At 53.8% G+C, this 13,603-nt stretch carries 17 protein-coding genes; 5 read left to right on the top strand and 12 right to left on the bottom strand.

From position 1 onward, the window contains the following. Positions 1-61 precede the first annotated feature (61 nt). Positions 62-1,153, bottom strand: a complete 1,092-nt coding sequence (locus NQ534_RS18755) for a lactonase family protein (protein WP_006861236.1) — start codon at positions 1,151-1,153, stop codon at positions 62-64. A 56-nt stretch (positions 1,154-1,209) separates the two neighbouring features. After that, positions 1,210-2,097: a S8 family peptidase gene (locus NQ534_RS18750; protein ID WP_006861237.1), complete on the bottom strand. Its 888-nt coding sequence runs from the start codon at positions 2,095-2,097 to the stop codon at positions 1,210-1,212. Positions 2,098-2,244: 147 nt separating this feature from the next. On the opposite strand from NQ534_RS18750, the gene NQ534_RS18745 reads away from it, so the two are divergent. After that, on the top strand, positions 2,245-3,957 hold the full coding sequence (locus NQ534_RS18745; RefSeq protein WP_040782518.1) for a S8 family peptidase: 1,713 nt from the start codon (positions 2,245-2,247) through the stop codon (positions 3,955-3,957). Between the two features lie 58 nt (positions 3,958-4,015). Then, positions 4,016-4,267: a hypothetical protein gene (locus tag NQ534_RS18740; RefSeq protein WP_006861241.1), complete on the top strand. Its 252-nt coding sequence runs from the start codon at positions 4,016-4,018 to the stop codon at positions 4,265-4,267. On the opposite strand, the gene NQ534_RS18735 is transcribed toward NQ534_RS18740, so the two are convergent. Then, the gene (locus NQ534_RS18735; protein WP_143115684.1) at positions 4,264-4,497 is read right to left on the bottom strand and encodes a hypothetical protein; all 234 of its coding nucleotides are present in this window, start codon (positions 4,495-4,497) and stop codon (positions 4,264-4,266) included. The genes NQ534_RS18740 and NQ534_RS18735 overlap by 4 nt on opposite strands. After that, positions 4,460-4,627 (bottom strand): hypothetical protein, encoded by a 168-nt coding sequence (locus NQ534_RS18730; protein WP_157200722.1) that lies wholly within the window; start codon positions 4,625-4,627, stop codon positions 4,460-4,462. Before NQ534_RS18730 ends, NQ534_RS18735 begins: the two co-directional genes overlap by 38 nt. 354 nt (positions 4,628-4,981) lie before the next feature. Between NQ534_RS18730 and NQ534_RS18725 the strand changes: the two genes are divergently transcribed. Continuing rightward, a complete protein-coding gene (locus NQ534_RS18725) occupies positions 4,982-5,305 on the top strand; it encodes a hypothetical protein (RefSeq protein WP_143115683.1) in 324 nt (107 codons plus the stop codon). Between the two features lie 9 nt (positions 5,306-5,314). After that, complete coding sequence (locus tag NQ534_RS18720; RefSeq protein ID WP_006861244.1) at positions 5,315-5,605, top strand: hypothetical protein; 291 nt, start codon at positions 5,315-5,317, stop codon at positions 5,603-5,605. Between the two features lie 74 nt (positions 5,606-5,679). Here NQ534_RS18720 and NQ534_RS18715 read toward each other — a convergent pair whose 3' ends face one another. Genes NQ534_RS18715 through NQ534_RS18680 form a run of 8 tightly spaced genes read right to left on the bottom strand, consistent with a single transcriptional unit; the run spans position 5,680 to position 11,677 of the window. Next, on the bottom strand, positions 5,680-6,921 hold the full coding sequence (locus NQ534_RS18715) for a competence/damage-inducible protein A (RefSeq protein WP_006861245.1): 1,242 nt from the start codon (positions 6,919-6,921) through the stop codon (positions 5,680-5,682). Between the two features lie 15 nt (positions 6,922-6,936). Further along, positions 6,937-7,473, bottom strand: coding sequence for a CDP-diacylglycerol--glycerol-3-phosphate 3-phosphatidyltransferase (pgsA, locus tag NQ534_RS18710; RefSeq protein WP_006861246.1), 537 nt, complete (start codon positions 7,471-7,473; stop codon positions 6,937-6,939). Next, positions 7,457-8,794: a 30S ribosomal protein S12 methylthiotransferase RimO gene (gene rimO, locus NQ534_RS18705; RefSeq protein ID WP_040782603.1), complete on the bottom strand. Its 1,338-nt coding sequence runs from the start codon at positions 8,792-8,794 to the stop codon at positions 7,457-7,459. Before rimO ends, pgsA begins: the two co-directional genes overlap by 17 nt. Next, a complete protein-coding gene (locus NQ534_RS18700) occupies positions 8,794-9,459 on the bottom strand; it encodes an HdeD family acid-resistance protein (protein ID WP_006861248.1) in 666 nt (221 codons plus the stop codon). Before NQ534_RS18700 ends, rimO begins: the two co-directional genes overlap by 1 nt. 23 nt (positions 9,460-9,482) lie before the next feature. Further along, positions 9,483-9,857, bottom strand: coding sequence for a DNA-directed RNA polymerase subunit omega (gene rpoZ, locus NQ534_RS18695; protein WP_006861249.1), 375 nt, complete (start codon positions 9,855-9,857; stop codon positions 9,483-9,485). A 44-nt stretch (positions 9,858-9,901) separates the two neighbouring features. Then, positions 9,902-10,525, bottom strand: coding sequence for a guanylate kinase (gene gmk / locus NQ534_RS18690; RefSeq protein WP_006861250.1), 624 nt, complete (start codon positions 10,523-10,525; stop codon positions 9,902-9,904). After that, on the bottom strand, positions 10,515-10,787 hold the full coding sequence (locus NQ534_RS18685) for a DUF370 domain-containing protein (RefSeq protein ID WP_040782523.1): 273 nt from the start codon (positions 10,785-10,787) through the stop codon (positions 10,515-10,517). Before NQ534_RS18685 ends, gmk begins: the two co-directional genes overlap by 11 nt. 11 nt (positions 10,788-10,798) lie before the next feature. Further along, positions 10,799-11,677 (bottom strand): YicC/YloC family endoribonuclease, encoded by an 879-nt coding sequence (locus NQ534_RS18680; protein ID WP_006861252.1) that lies wholly within the window; start codon positions 11,675-11,677, stop codon positions 10,799-10,801. 175 nt (positions 11,678-11,852) lie between these two features. Here NQ534_RS18680 and NQ534_RS18675 point away from each other — a divergent pair, with 175 nt between their 5' ends. After that, positions 11,853-13,589 carry an Rqc2 family fibronectin-binding protein gene (locus tag NQ534_RS18675; protein WP_040782526.1) on the top strand — a complete coding sequence of 579 codons (1,737 nt, stop codon included), beginning with the start codon at positions 11,853-11,855 and terminating at the stop codon, positions 13,587-13,589. Positions 13,590-13,603: the final 14 nt, after the last annotated feature.

Below are 13,603 nucleotides of genomic sequence, written 5' to 3'. Positions count from 1 at the left end.
CCGATGCCATACCGGCGGTATCCCCTTTTTCTGTTATCTGCCGCATCGCCTCAGCCAGTTCTTACCCGTTTACTGTCTGCTGCGTCTCCTCAGCCGGTTCTCCGACCCTGGAGATAAGGATACAGTTCGGCGTATCAATTTTAATCGGTCTTCCCTTCATCACGAGAAGCCCTCTTTCATAATCGATCCGGAAGAAACGGATTTCGTTTGATTCATGGTTGAGCGTGACCAGCGTCTTTTCATCCGGAAAAACGTCGATATCCTTCGGATACTTTCCGCTTATCGGCAGAGAGAGGATTTTGGAAAGCGTCCCCTTCTCCTGGTCAATCGCGAAAATCGATACGCTGTTGTCTCCCGCCGACGAGGTATACAGATATTTTCCGCTCGGCGATATTCTGAGCCCGGAGCAGGCGCACCGCAGCTCTTTTTTGTCCATACGGGAATCTACCTTCTGGAGCAGCTCAAACTTCGGAAGCTTTCCGCTTCCGTCGTAGGCGTACACCAGTATTTCATTGCTCAGCTCACAGTTGACATAGGCAAATCTGCCATCCTTGCTGAAGCGGATCAGACGCGGGCCCGATTCCAGCTCGCAGCGCACCACATCCAGCAGCTTTAATTTTCCGCTGGTCGGATTTACTTTATAAATGTTGATATGGTCGATACCGCAGTCCACCACGCAGAGGAATTTCTGCTCCGGCGTCGGCATGACGCAGCTGATATGCGGACGGAAATTGCGCTCCGCCACACTGAACAGCCCCTTGTGGAAAATTCCATCCATCACGCTGCCCAGGCGTCCATCCCGGTGCGTGTGGACAACCGTCACCTTGCCGTCGTGATAACCGGCGACAAACAAAAATTTCCCCCGGTGGTCCGTCGAGAGGAAGCAGCCTCTCATCCCGTCGATACCCACTTTATTAATCGGCGTAAGATCGCCCGTCTCCGGGTCTATTTTTAACACCTCCACGCCCTCATCCGCAATCGAATACAGATATTTTCCATTGTCTGACTTTGTAAGATGCGATGCATTATTTACCGGAACGACATCCCGTTCCGTCATATATCCGTTTTCCACGTCCAGATCGTACACATGAACGCCTACACTGCTGCCGTGCGTATAGGTTCCGACATACGCCACATATTTCTCTTTGTCCATAATCGTCCGTCCTTTCCGCCGTTTCGCACGGCTCCTTTGTATAATATAACATAATTCTATCCATTTGTTAAGAAGATTCTGCAAAATCTGCTGACATTCAGAAGTCCCCAGCCCTGCCTGCTGTGCGGCCATCCGAGATTCTGCGCCGTCTCCATCAGACGCATTTTTACCTCCACATTTGTCAGCCAGGGTTCCTTTGATAAAAGCAGCGCCACTGCCCCGGAAACCATCGGCGTCGCCATCGAAGTGCCGCTCTTGCGGCAGTAGGCGGGCTGCCCCTTCTGCCACGCTGCGTTGCAGGATACAATCCCGGAGCCGGGCGCCACAATGTCCGGCTTGCAGATACAGTTTCTGGTCGGACCTCTTCCGGAGTACACCGGCGCCGTATCGTCCGATGAGCCGACAGTAATCACCTTGCGGCTGTTGCCAGGCGCCGTGATTGTCTGCGGCTGCGGTCCCATATTGCCGGCGGCTACCACGACCACGATGCCCGCATCCCACGCCTCCTCCACCGCCTTCACCAGCAGTTCATCCCGGACGTCCCCCTCCTTCACCGTGCCGACGGAAATATTCATCACACGGATGCCGTATTCCTCCCGGTGCTTAAGAATCCAGCGTATCCCGTTAATCACGTCGCCCCGTCTGCCGTTTCCGTTTCTGTCCAGCACCTTCAGATGTACGATTTCCGCCTCCGGTGCAATTCCCCGGAAATTTTTTGACAGCACGCCTCCTCCGGCGAGAATCCCGGTCACATGAGTCCCGTGTCCGTAATCGTCGTATGGCGCCGGACGTCCGCCGATGAAATCCCTGAAGCAGATGAGCCGCTTCGCATAATCCGGGTGAGGCGCCGCACCGGTATCCAGCACCGCCACGGTAATTCCCTTTCCGGTAAGTCCGCGCGCCCACGCCTCCTCTGCATGAATAATTCTTCTTGCTCTGTTCATGGAATCCTCCTGTCACGAAACCCTTTCGCCGGACAGCTTTTGCCCCTGGCATCATTATTATATGTAAAAAGATCAGATACCGTCACAAAACCTGCCTCCGCACCGTATAAAATACTATAGCGTATAAAAGAAAGAAGGAAACAGCCTATGCCGGAACCTTCCCTGCAGGACAAAATATATTCCAATGATTATTTTGACGCCATACTTCCCGTTACCATTTCCAGTGAAAATTTTCTGGAAGCCTACGCGCATCTTGGCGCGCAGCTTTTCGGTGCGCGCTTCGGCATGGTTCATCTGCGCAATGTTCCCGGCAGTCTGCCGCAGGGCATCAATTATTCGCTGACACCAAAGCTTTTTACGACGCTCGACACAACCAGCCTGGAGGTGTCCGGGATTCTGCGGGTGCAGACGCAGCCCTCTCTTGGCTACCGCGGCAAGGATATTCTCCTCGGCTTTCTGGATACCGGCATTGATTATACACGCCCCGCTTTCCGCACGCTCTCCGGCGACACCCGGATTCTCGGCATCTGGGACCAGACGCGCCCCTCCGCCAGCCCGCCCTTTGATATGGGCTACGGCACCGGCTATACGTCTGAAGACATCAACCGCGCCCTGCGCTCTGATAATCCCTACGAAATCGTCCCGCAGAAGGATGAGGATGGACACGGCACCTTTGTCGCCGGCGTCGCCGCCGGAAGCGAGGATATCTCCGGCGAATTTACCGGCGCTGCGCCCGCCTGCAAAATTGCGGCGGTAAAGCTCAAGCCCGCCAAACAAAACCTGCGCGATTATTTTCTTGTCCGCGAGGGCGCCGTCGCTTTCCAGGAATCCGATATCATGATGGGACTGCGCTATCTGCTCTCTCTTGCCGCAAGCTACAGCCTTCCGCTCGTCATCTGCATCAGCCTTGGCACAAACCAGGGCGACCACAGCGGAAATTCCCCGCTGGAGCGCTATCTTTCCTTTATCCTCGACTATCTTGGCTGCTTCTGTACAGCGGCAGCGGGCAACGAGACCGGACTGGCGCATCATTTTTACCAGGCGCAGTCGCCCTCTATGGTCGCCCCCGGAACGGAGCTTTTGATCGATGAGGATACGGACGGGGTCTTCCTGGAAATCTGGGCGGATTCCCCCGATTTGTACGGTGTCTCCATCACCTCCCCGCTCGGTGAGACCATCCCGCGCATTCCGCCGCGTCCGGGCACGCGCAGCACCTACAGCTTCATTGCGGAGCGCACGGTCCTGGAGGTTTCCTATGAAATCGCAGAATATACCTCCGGCGCGCAGCTCATCGTTCTGCGGTTTCTGAAGCCAACGCCCGGCATCTGGCGCATCAGTGTTTCCAGCACGCAGACGCCGCTCGGCTCCTTTCACATGTGGCTTCCGGTGGACGGCTTCCTCTCCCCCGGCACGGTCTTTCTGGACCCGGACCCCTACACCACGCTCACGGTTCCCTCCACGGATGAATCCGTTATCACCGTCAGCACCTACGATGCCTACACCGGCAGCCTGTTTATCAATTCCGGGCGCGGAAACACACGGACCGGCATGACCAAGCCGGACATCACCGCTCCGGGTGTATCCGTCTACGGTCCGGCATCCGCCTCCGGAAATCTGCCGCCGCTCAATCCCTACATCCGCCGCACCGGCTCCTCCGCTGCCGCCGCCATCACGGCGGGCGCCGTCGCCCTGCTGCTGAACTGGAACCAGGACCAGCCCTCCCCGCAGTTTATCACAAACCGCTCGGTAAAGGATTATCTGACCCGCGGAGCCGTCCGCCAGAGAGGTGTCGTGTATCCGAACCGGGAGTGGGGCTACGGCACCTTAAACCTTTACCGCATTTTTGAAACTCTTATGTAACACTCCGGAACACACCTGCATATCTTGAAGTGTAAAGAAAATTCATGGAGGATTTATCATGAGTGATTTAACAGCTACAAACTGCGGATGCGGATGTGACAACAACTGTGACAACGGCTGCGGCAACGGACGTTCTATTTTCGGCGGAGACTGCGGATGCACCATCCTCTGGCTGCTGATTCTGGCTTCCCTGTTCAACAACAACGGTTTTGGCGGCTGCGACGGCGACAACAACAGCTGCTGCTGGATTATCCTTCTGCTGCTCTTCTGCGGCAACGGCAACGGCTTTAACCTGGGCGGCTGCTGCTAATCTTTACTTCCCGGCTCCTTTACGGAGCCGGAAAAACCCGGCTTTTCCGCCGGGTTTTTCTCTGCCAGCACACCTTCCAGTACGCCATATCTTTTTCCGCCGCCTGTCTGCGGCGCCATATCCTTTCGTTCCGTCGCTGGTCTGCGGCGCCATATCTTCCCATATCTTTCGTTCTGTCGCCGGTCTGCGGCGCTATGTCCGCCGACCGCCCCGCTGTGCGCGCGCCGCATTCTGCCGGCCGTCCTTCGCCGCTTTTTCCTTTCCCGCTCCGGTATTTTCTGCTCTGCTCTTTTTTCTGCGCAGACACTCCTCATCCACCTCGTAAAACGCATTCCCATCTATTACAATATGACTTTTCATAATAACTCCTTTTTGCTGTTTTATAGCTGCTGTTTACGTCAGACTCAGACAACAGCGCCATTCTATTCTACGGTATGTCGCACACGCCAGATTGGTGTGCGCCATACCAAAAGCAGTAACGGACTGGTGTACGTCATCCCAAAAGCAGCGACGGACTGGTATATGTCATCCCAAAAGTGGCGACGGACTGGTGTACATCATTTCAAAAGCAGCGCCGGACTGGTGTACGTCATCCCAAAAGTGGCGACGGACTGGTGTACATCATTTCAAAAGCAGCGCCGGAGGACCGGCATAATTCATAAAATCCATCCTTTCTGCATATACATGATGGAAAAGAAATGCAGGGAGTTTTCTATGGAAGAGAATGCAAAAGCGCCGCTGACCGCCGTGGACCGGATTGCGGACGGAAAAGGGCTCCAGATGGCGAAAGCCGCCATTCCTTATCTGCCCGCCTCCATGCAGAAGGCTTTTTCTGTTTATATCAAGATGATGGAGGTTTCCAACCTTCTTTCTTATTACAGCAATCCGGTGCACGCCTGCAGCGCGCCGTCCGCCAGCCCGGAGGAAATTCTGAATGATATTCTTCCGTACTGCAACGACGCCCAGCGGCAGTCTGTCGACCAGGCGGTAAATTTAATGACGACCCTGAAAATGTACCAGGAATTCCAGAAAATGTGAGGTCCGGATATGGCAAATAATGATTTTAGCTGGATGAACAATCCGGCGCTGAAAAATATCGACGCTTCCAAGCTGCAGATGCTTATGACGCTGGCAGACCAGGGGAAGGGTAAATCGCAAAAAGAGCTGCTGCCATTTCTCATGGCAGCAGCCTCCCAGACAAAATCAAGCGGAAAATCCTTTACAAATGAAGAGACGAATCTGATTCTCGAAGTTTTAAAGCAGGGAAAATCCCCGGAAGAAACCGCAAAAATCGAGCAGATGGTCTCCCTTATACAGAAAATGAAGCAGATGCGCTGATGCGGCAGAGCTGCCAGGCGTCCATACCTGACGTCAACCAGCCGGATATCTGAATCCGGCAAGGCTTCTGCGCGTCAGTCTTCCGCCAGAATACATTCCCGCAGCATGGTCAGTGCCTTCACCACCGCGCTCTCACGGATTTTTGCGCGCTCTCCCTTAAAATGAAATTCTCTGACCGTGACCTTTCCGTGATAGGAGCACGCCATATAGACCAGTCCGACCGGCTTATCCTCCTCCGTGCCCGGACCGGCGATTCCTGTCAGAGAGATACAGACATCGGAGCCGGTGATAAACGCCCCGTTTTTCGCCATTTCCTTTGCCGTTTTCTCGCTGACTGCACCGTAATCCTTGAGCGTTGTCTTCTTCACATCCAGCAGCTTTCTCTTGGCGCGGTTGCAGTATGTCACAAAGCCCTGGCGGAACACCTCGGACGCACCCGGCACATTCGTCAGACGCGCCGCCAGCATTCCGCCGGTGATGGATTCCGCCGTCGTAAGCGTCAGCTCACGTCCGCGCAGCATCTGAATCACCGCCTGCTCCAGCGTCACCTGCTCATCCATTGTATAAATCGCATTGCCAAAGCGGTTTTTCAGCTCCTTTACCATCGGTCTGATCAACCGCTTTGCTTCCTTTTCATCCGGCGCGCTCGCCGTCACCCGCAGATGCACCTCGCCGGTCTTTGCGTAGGTCGCAATAGTCGGATTCGTCTGTTTATCGATCAAATCCTTTATCTGCGTCTCCACCGCGCTCTCGCCAACGCCGCACAGCTTCACCATCACGGAATAGATTACCTCCGGACGCTTTTTATTTAAGTAGGGGAAGATATCGTGCTCGAACATCGGCTTTAATTCATTCGGCGGTCCCGGAAGCAGAATCACAGTCTTTCCGTTTTCCTCCATGATGATGCCGGGCGCCGTGCCGTTCTGGTTGTCCACCACGATACAGCCCTCCGGAACCATCGCCTGCTTCCAGTTGTTTTCCGTAATCTTCTTCATACTGCTGTTTTTAAAGTATTCCTCGATGCGCTCCCGCGAATGCTTATCCTCCACGAGCTTCTTTCCCATCACGCGCGCGGCGGTCTCTTTTGTGAGGTCGTCCTGCGTCGGTCCGAGCCCGCCCGACAGGATTACAACGTCCGAGCGTGAAAGCGCCGTTTTCAGAGTCTCCTCCAGGCGCTTTTCGTTATCGCCCACCGCGGTCTCATAATACAGAGACAGTCCCAGCAGCGCACATTTTTCAGAAAGATACGCCGCGTTTGTGTTTACAATATTTCCAAGCAAAATTTCCGTGCCAACCGAAATCAGTTCTACGTTCATATTCCTCTCCTCTGTCTATGACTGCATACTCAGAACCTGTCTGTTTTTCCAGATATAATCAACCAGTGAAACAACCGTCAGCGCCAGCGCCAGCCAGATAAAAATCTGCTCCAGCACGGCAAATACGCCGCCCAGATCAGCAATCAGCAGAATGATCATTATCATCTGCGCGGTGGTCTTAAATTTCCCCCACCAGCTCGCCGCGATGACAATTCCATTGTCCGAGGCAATCAGACGGAAACCACTGATGGCAAATTCACGGCTGATAATGATAATCACGATCCACGCCGGCAGCCTTCCCAGCTCCACCAGACAAATCATCGCCGCGCTTACCAGCAGCTTGTCCGCCAGCGGGTCCATAAATTTTCCAAAATTCGTTACCAGATGATTCTTCCTTGCCAGGTAGCCGTCCAGCCAGTCCGTGATGCTCGCAATCACAAAAATTGCCAGCGCGAGGAAGCGTAAGTTTCCGTCGCCCCCCAGTATCATGCAGATTACAAAGGGGACAATCAGAATCATTCTCAGTGTCGTCAGTTTATTCGGCAAATTCATCTTCTATCTCTCCTATCAAATCGTATTCCAGCGCGCCGGTAATGCGCACCCTCACGAAATCGCCGCTCATCAGGGTCTCCTGCGTCTCGATAAACAGATAACCGTCTACTCCGGGCGCATCCGCGTACGTTCTTGCCACATAGACATTCTCATCCGTGAGATACCCCTCCACCATCGCAGTCACCGTTCTGCCGCACATGGCATCGTTCTTTTCAAAGACAATCTCCTGCTGCAGCTCCATCAGCTCGTCCCTGCGCGCTTCCTTTATCTCCTGGGGAATCTGGTCCGGCATTGCGGCAGCCGGCGTTCCCTCCTCCTGGGAGTATGGAAATACGCCGAGACGGTCAAATTCCATTTCATCCACAAACGCCATCAGCTCCTCGTGGTCCTCCTGCGTCTCTCCCGGAAAGCCGGAAATCAGCGTTGTCCTGAGCGCAATATCTGGAATCTCCCGGCGCAGCTTATGGATGATTTCCGCCAGCTGCTCCCTGGAGGTACGCCGTCCCATCCGTTTCAGTATCCGGTTGGACGCATGCTGGATCGGCAGGTCGAGATAGTGGCAGATTTTCTTTTCCGTGCGGATAGTCTCTATCAGTTCCTCGTAGATTTCCTCCGGATAACAGTATAAAATCCGTATCCAGCGTATCCCCTTAATTTTGCAGAGCTCCTGAAGCAGCAGATGAAGGCTCTTTTTCCCATACAAATCCACGCCGTACAGCGTGGTCTCCTGCGCCACCAGGATCAGCTCCCGGACGCCCCCTCCGGCAAGCTCCTCCGCCTGCGCCAGCAGACGCTCCATCGGCACGCTGCGGAAATTCCCGCGTATCTGCGGAATAATACAGTAGGTACAATGCTTGTCGCACCCCTCCGCAATCTTCAGATGCGCATAATGTCCGCCGGTCGTGACCACACGCCCGCCATCCGGCGCCGGCAGACGGTCCAGCTCCTGGAAATGCAGGTATTTCTGACCTGCCAGCACCCGCTCCACCGTTTCCACGATCTCATCGTAGGAGGAGGTTCCGAGCACGGCGTCGACCTCGCTGATTTCCGTCGTGATTTCCTCTCTATAGCGCTGTGCCAGGCATCCGGTGACGATCAGCGCCCGGCAGGTTCCGTTTTTGCGGTGCTCCGCCATTTCCAGGATCGTCTGGACGCTTTCCTCCTTCGCGTCATTGATAAAGCAGCAGGTGTTGATGATAATGATATCCGCCTGCTCCTCATCGTCCGTCATGGTGTAACCCCGTCTGGCGAGAAGTCCCAGCATTTCCTCGGAATCTACCAGATTTTTGTCACAGCCAAGCGATATGAATAATATTTTCATCATCCGTTTTCTCCATCGCCCCTGTCTGCGCCCTTTCGCGCCACTGCTGTAATCTCCTCCGGAGCGTCGACTGTCTCCACATTCACATCCACCACATCGCAGCGTTTTTCTGCATTGACTTTTGGCGGGTGCTTAATCACATAGCCAATCCAGAAAATACCGGCAAGGTTTCCGACGCCGTCCACGATCAGCGATACGCCGATCAGAACGACGATCACCTCCAGCCCCTCAAACGGATTGGCAATCAGCAGTGCTCCCGTAACAAGCAGCGCCACGGCAAAAATCAGCATGATATACCATCTGCGCGAGCCGAAGCGCTTTAAATCAAAGGCGTTCTGTAATTTTACGACCGAACCGAGAAGCGCCACGATGCCGAGTGCAAACGGAATGATTTCCAGCACGTACTCCATTTTCAGCAGGATATACAGACCGGTGGCAATTCCGACGATGCCGCACACCATATCCATCTGCATAACGCTGTGCAGCTTATCCTTCACAAAATACATAATCATATGGGCGCAGCCGAAAATGATCATGCCGACGCCAAAAACATAACAGAAGGTTCTCACCGATATGTCCGGCCATATCAGCAGCACCAGTCCCAGCACGATATAGGCTGCCGACAATACACAAAAGCTCTTTTTCACTTCTCTGATCTGTTCCATATTCTGTCCTCCTGGACCTCTTTTCAGTCTTCCTGCTGTTCCTGGGCAGACGCTTCCTCTTCCGGCTCTTCCTCAGACTGTGCAGCAGTCTCTTCCGCCGCATCCGGCTCTGCCGCCTCTGCGGTTTCCACTTCCTCCTGCATCTCGCTGATCTCCAGCTCCTCTGCAGCGTCCTCCGGCAGGATCTTAATCAGCCCCTTGCTCAGCTCATCTACCGCAATACTGAGCGGCTTGTTGATGGCGGGCATGGACAGCGGCTTTCTGCCGTCGATAAGCTGTCTCGCTCTTTTTGCTGTTGCAAGCACAATCGAGTAGCGGCTGTTTACTACCGGCTCTTCCCCGGCCTCCGCCTCACTGTTGACTACCTTGATCAGTTCTGCATAAGATGGATGTAACATACTTTTTTCCTCCTCATTTTCTGTCTGTGATATTTTCCAAACTGCTACCTGAATTTTTCCATATCTTTGCGGAGCGTCTCCACAAAATCCAGATTCCTGTCCACCCGGAAGTGTTCGCTCTGGATAATCGCGTGCATTTCCTCCACGCAGACATCAATTTTATCGTTGACAACCAGATAATCGTACTGGCTGATATAAGCGGTCTCCTCGACCGCCCGCCGCAGGCGCTTCTTTATAACATCAGCGGTCTCCGTGCCTCTTCCCGCCAGACGGCTCTGCAGAGTGTCCGCATCCGGCGGAACCACGAACAGAAGCAGCGTATCCGGGAACCTTTCCTTGATTTTCAGCGCTCCCTGCATCTCGATCTCCAGAATGACATCCTTGCCCTCGGACAGCTTCTGCTCCACATAAGCGCGCGGCGTCCCGTAGAAATTATCCACATACTGCGCATACTCAATCAGTTCGTCCGCCTGAATCATCGCCCGGAATTCCTCCTGCGACTTAAAAAAATAGTGCACGCCGTCCACCTCGCCCGGACGCGGGCTGCGCGTGGTCGCCGAAACGGAAAGCGCGTAATTATCGTATTTTTCCAGCAGCGCCGAGACAAGTGTTCCTTTTCCGGTCCCGGCAAATCCGGAAATTACCAGCAATATTCCCCTAGCCTTCATCGTTCTCCCCTTTTCCGTCGTCTCCCATCATCTGGAACCGCTTTGCCAGCGTTTCCGGCTGCAGCGAAGACAGCACAATATAATCGTTCTCCGTGACGATCACGGACTTTGTCCGTCTTCCCTGCGTCGCGTCGATTACCTTGCCCAGCTGCCGGGCATTCTGCACCATGCGCTTCACCGGCGCCGCCTCCGGAGAGACCACCGCAATGATTTTCGCCGTGTTTATCACGTTTCCAAATCCAATATTCATTAATCTAGCCAATTTTCTCCCACCTATTCAATATTCTGGATTTGTTCTCTTACTTTTTCTATTTCTGTTTTTAAGTTGATTGCCAGATTGGAGGTCTCCAGATCGTTCGCCTTTGACAGAATGGTGTTCGCCTCCCGGTTCATTTCCTGCGCGATGAAGTCCAGCTTTCTGCCGACGCTGCCACCCCGCTCCAGCTCCGCGCGCATACTGTCAATGTGGCTCTTCAGGCGGACCGTCTCCTCGTCTGTGCAGATTTTATCCGCAAACAGCACCACCTCGGCGGCGATCCTGCTCTCCTCAACCTGCGTATCTCCGAGAAGCTCATGCACCTTATCCGTAAGCTTTTCGCGATATGCCGCGACAATCTGCGGGAAACGGCTCTCCACCGCCTCAACATCGCGTTTCATACCGTCCAGCTTTTCCATGAGGTCGTTCTTCAGCGCCTCCCCCTCGCGGATACGGCTCTCCGCAAACTGCTGGCTGGCACCCTGCAGCGCCCCCTCCAGAATCTCCCAGAGCTCCTTTTCATCCACTACCTGCTCTTCCATCGTCAGAACCTCCGGGCATCTTCCGAGCATGGAGACCCGGATATCGTCCTCCAGATGGAAGGTCTCCGCCATTTTGCGGAAGTATTTCAGATACTCAGCGGCAATCCCCTCATTATATTTCAGAGAAACGTTTCGCTCCGTCATATCCTCATAGGAAATGAAGACATCCACCTTTCCTCTCTGGATATCATTTTTCAGATATCCGCGGATTGCGGATTCGAAAAAGCTGAGTTTCTTTGGCATCTTAATGCTGACATCAAAATACCGGTGATTTACGGCTTTCATTTCTACCGTGAATTTCCGTTCGCCCTGCTGGTATTCCCCGCGGCCGAACCCTGTCATGCTTTTTATCATTTCTTTATTACCCTTTTTATGTTATAATGTGCGGGCAGACATATCTGCCCTTATGGCATAAATAACCACTCTAAACATTATACGGCAATTTGATTTTTCAGTCAATCTCTAACTTGCCAGTTCTGTGTGCATCTGCTATAATCGTTATTGTATTTCTCAGAAAGGATGAATCTGAATGGCTTTAGATGGCATTGTCATTTCCGCAATGGTGCAGGAGCTTAAAAGCTGCATCATTGGCGGAAGAATCAGCAAAATCGCCCAGCCAGAGCCGGACGAGCTGATGCTTACCATAAAAAACGAGCGCAAAAATTACCGTCTGCTGATTTCGGCGGGCGCCAGTCTTCCGCTCATCTATTTTACCGAAACAAATAAACCGGGACCGCTGACGGCGCCCAATTTCTGTATGCTGCTGCGCAAGCATATCAGCGGCGGAAAAATTCTCGCCATCCGCCAGCCCGGTCTGGAGCGCATCATTCACTTTGATATCGAGCACCTGAATGAGCTCGGCGATATCTGCCAGAAAACGCTTACCGTGGAAATCATGGGCAAGCACAGCAATATTATTTTCTGCAGCCCGGACGGCACCATCATCGACAGTATCAAGCACATTTCCTCGCAGGTCAGCTCCGTGCGCGAGGTGCTTCCCGGACGGAAATATTTTATTCCGGATACCCAGAACAAGCACGACCCGCTCAGTGTCAGCTATGATGTTTTCCGGCAGGTTATCTCCGGAAGACCGGTGCCGCTCGCAAAGGCGATTTATACGTCGTTTACCGGCATCAGCCCCCTGATCGCCGAGGAGCTCTGCCACCGCGCATCGCTTGAATCCTCCCGGAGCGCGAACAGCTTTTCTGATGACGAGCTGCTCCACCTGTTCCGCCAGTTTGAGCTTCTGATGGACAGCGTAAAGGAGCACGAATTTTCTCCTTGCATCATCACCCGCGGCAGCGAGCCGGTCGAATTTTCGGTGCTGCCCCTCACCATGTATCGTGATTTGCAGCAGACGCCCTGCGATACCGTGTCCCAGATGCTGGAGAGCTACTACGCCGCCAGAAACGCCGTCACGCGCATCCGGCAGAAATCCGCCGACCTGCGCAGGATCGTGCAGACCGCGCTGGATCGCGAGCGCAAAAAATATGATCTGCAGCTAAAACAGCTGAAGGATACGGAAAAGCGCGACAAATACCGTATATACGGCGAGCTGCTCAACACCTACGGCTACGGCGTGGAGCCGGGCAGCAAAAAATTTACCGCGCTGAATTATTATACAAACGAGGAAATCACAATCCCGCTGGACGACACGCTCTCCCCGCAGGAAAACGCCCGGAAATACTTTGACAGATACAGCAAGCAGAAGCGCACCTTCGAGCATTTAAGCGGGCTGATTCATGAGACGGAGGACGAGATTTCCCATCTGGAATCCATCGGCACTGCGCTCGATATCGCCCTCTCGGAGGAGGACCTGGTGCAGATCAAAGAGGAGCTCACGCAGTATGGCTACATACGCCGCCATCCCGGCGGAAAGCGCGTAAAGGTTACCTCAAAGCCGTTCCACTATCTCTCCTCGGACGGCTACCATATTTACGTCGGAAAAAACAATTACCAGAACGAGGAGCTTACCTTTAAATTCGCCACCGGAAACGACTGGTGGTTCCACGCAAAAGGCGCCCCCGGCTCGCATGTGATCGTGAAGGCGAACAACGAAATGCCCCCCGACACCACCTTTGAGGAGGCCGCCCGCCTTGCCGCCTACTACTCCAAAAACCGCGCCGCCGAGAAGGTGGAAATCGACTACGTGGAGAAAAAACATGTGAAAAAAGTAAACGGCGCCAAACCCGGCTTCGTTATCTACCACACCAACTATTCTATGGTCATCGGTTCCGATATCAGCGGCATACAGGAAATCCGATAGAACCGGAAATGCAC

It is taken from the genome of Marvinbryantia formatexigens DSM 14469, from assembly GCF_025148285.1.
Classification (GTDB): Bacteria; Bacillota; Clostridia; order Lachnospirales; family Lachnospiraceae; genus Marvinbryantia; species Marvinbryantia formatexigens.
This window is presented reverse-complemented; position numbering and strand designations above follow the sequence as displayed.

What these genes read in the sequence shown, in the direction of transcription:
- NQ534_RS18755 (WP_006861236.1), bottom strand. Translation starts at nt 1,153, where the DNA reads ATGGACAAAGAGAAATATGTGGCGTATGTCGGAACCTATACGCACGGC.
- NQ534_RS18750 (WP_006861237.1), bottom strand. Translation starts at nt 2,097, where the DNA reads ATGAACAGAGCAAGAAGAATTATTCATGCAGAGGAGGCGTGGGCGCGC.
- NQ534_RS18745 (WP_040782518.1), top strand. Translation starts at nt 2,245, where the DNA reads ATGCCGGAACCTTCCCTGCAGGACAAAATATATTCCAATGATTATTTT.
- NQ534_RS18740 (WP_006861241.1), top strand. Translation starts at nt 4,016, where the DNA reads ATGAGTGATTTAACAGCTACAAACTGCGGATGCGGATGTGACAACAAC.
- NQ534_RS18735 (WP_143115684.1), bottom strand. Translation starts at nt 4,497, where the DNA reads ATGCGGCGCGCGCACAGCGGGGCGGTCGGCGGACATAGCGCCGCAGAC.
- NQ534_RS18730 (WP_157200722.1), bottom strand. Translation starts at nt 4,627, where the DNA reads ATGAAAAGTCATATTGTAATAGATGGGAATGCGTTTTACGAGGTGGAT.
- NQ534_RS18725 (WP_143115683.1), top strand. Translation starts at nt 4,982, where the DNA reads ATGGAAGAGAATGCAAAAGCGCCGCTGACCGCCGTGGACCGGATTGCG.
- NQ534_RS18720 (WP_006861244.1), top strand. Translation starts at nt 5,315, where the DNA reads ATGGCAAATAATGATTTTAGCTGGATGAACAATCCGGCGCTGAAAAAT.
- NQ534_RS18715 (WP_006861245.1), bottom strand. Translation starts at nt 6,921, where the DNA reads ATGAACGTAGAACTGATTTCGGTTGGCACGGAAATTTTGCTTGGAAAT.
- pgsA (WP_006861246.1), bottom strand. Translation starts at nt 7,473, where the DNA reads ATGAATTTGCCGAATAAACTGACGACACTGAGAATGATTCTGATTGTC.
- rimO (WP_040782603.1), bottom strand. Translation starts at nt 8,794, where the DNA reads ATGAAAATATTATTCATATCGCTTGGCTGTGACAAAAATCTGGTAGAT.
- NQ534_RS18700 (WP_006861248.1), bottom strand. Translation starts at nt 9,459, where the DNA reads ATGGAACAGATCAGAGAAGTGAAAAAGAGCTTTTGTGTATTGTCGGCA.
- rpoZ (WP_006861249.1), bottom strand. Translation starts at nt 9,857, where the DNA reads ATGTTACATCCATCTTATGCAGAACTGATCAAGGTAGTCAACAGTGAG.
- gmk (WP_006861250.1), bottom strand. Translation starts at nt 10,525, where the DNA reads ATGAAGGCTAGGGGAATATTGCTGGTAATTTCCGGATTTGCCGGGACC.
- NQ534_RS18680 (WP_006861252.1), bottom strand. Translation starts at nt 11,677, where the DNA reads ATGATAAAAAGCATGACAGGGTTCGGCCGCGGGGAATACCAGCAGGGC.
- NQ534_RS18675 (WP_040782526.1), top strand. Translation starts at nt 11,853, where the DNA reads ATGGCTTTAGATGGCATTGTCATTTCCGCAATGGTGCAGGAGCTTAAA.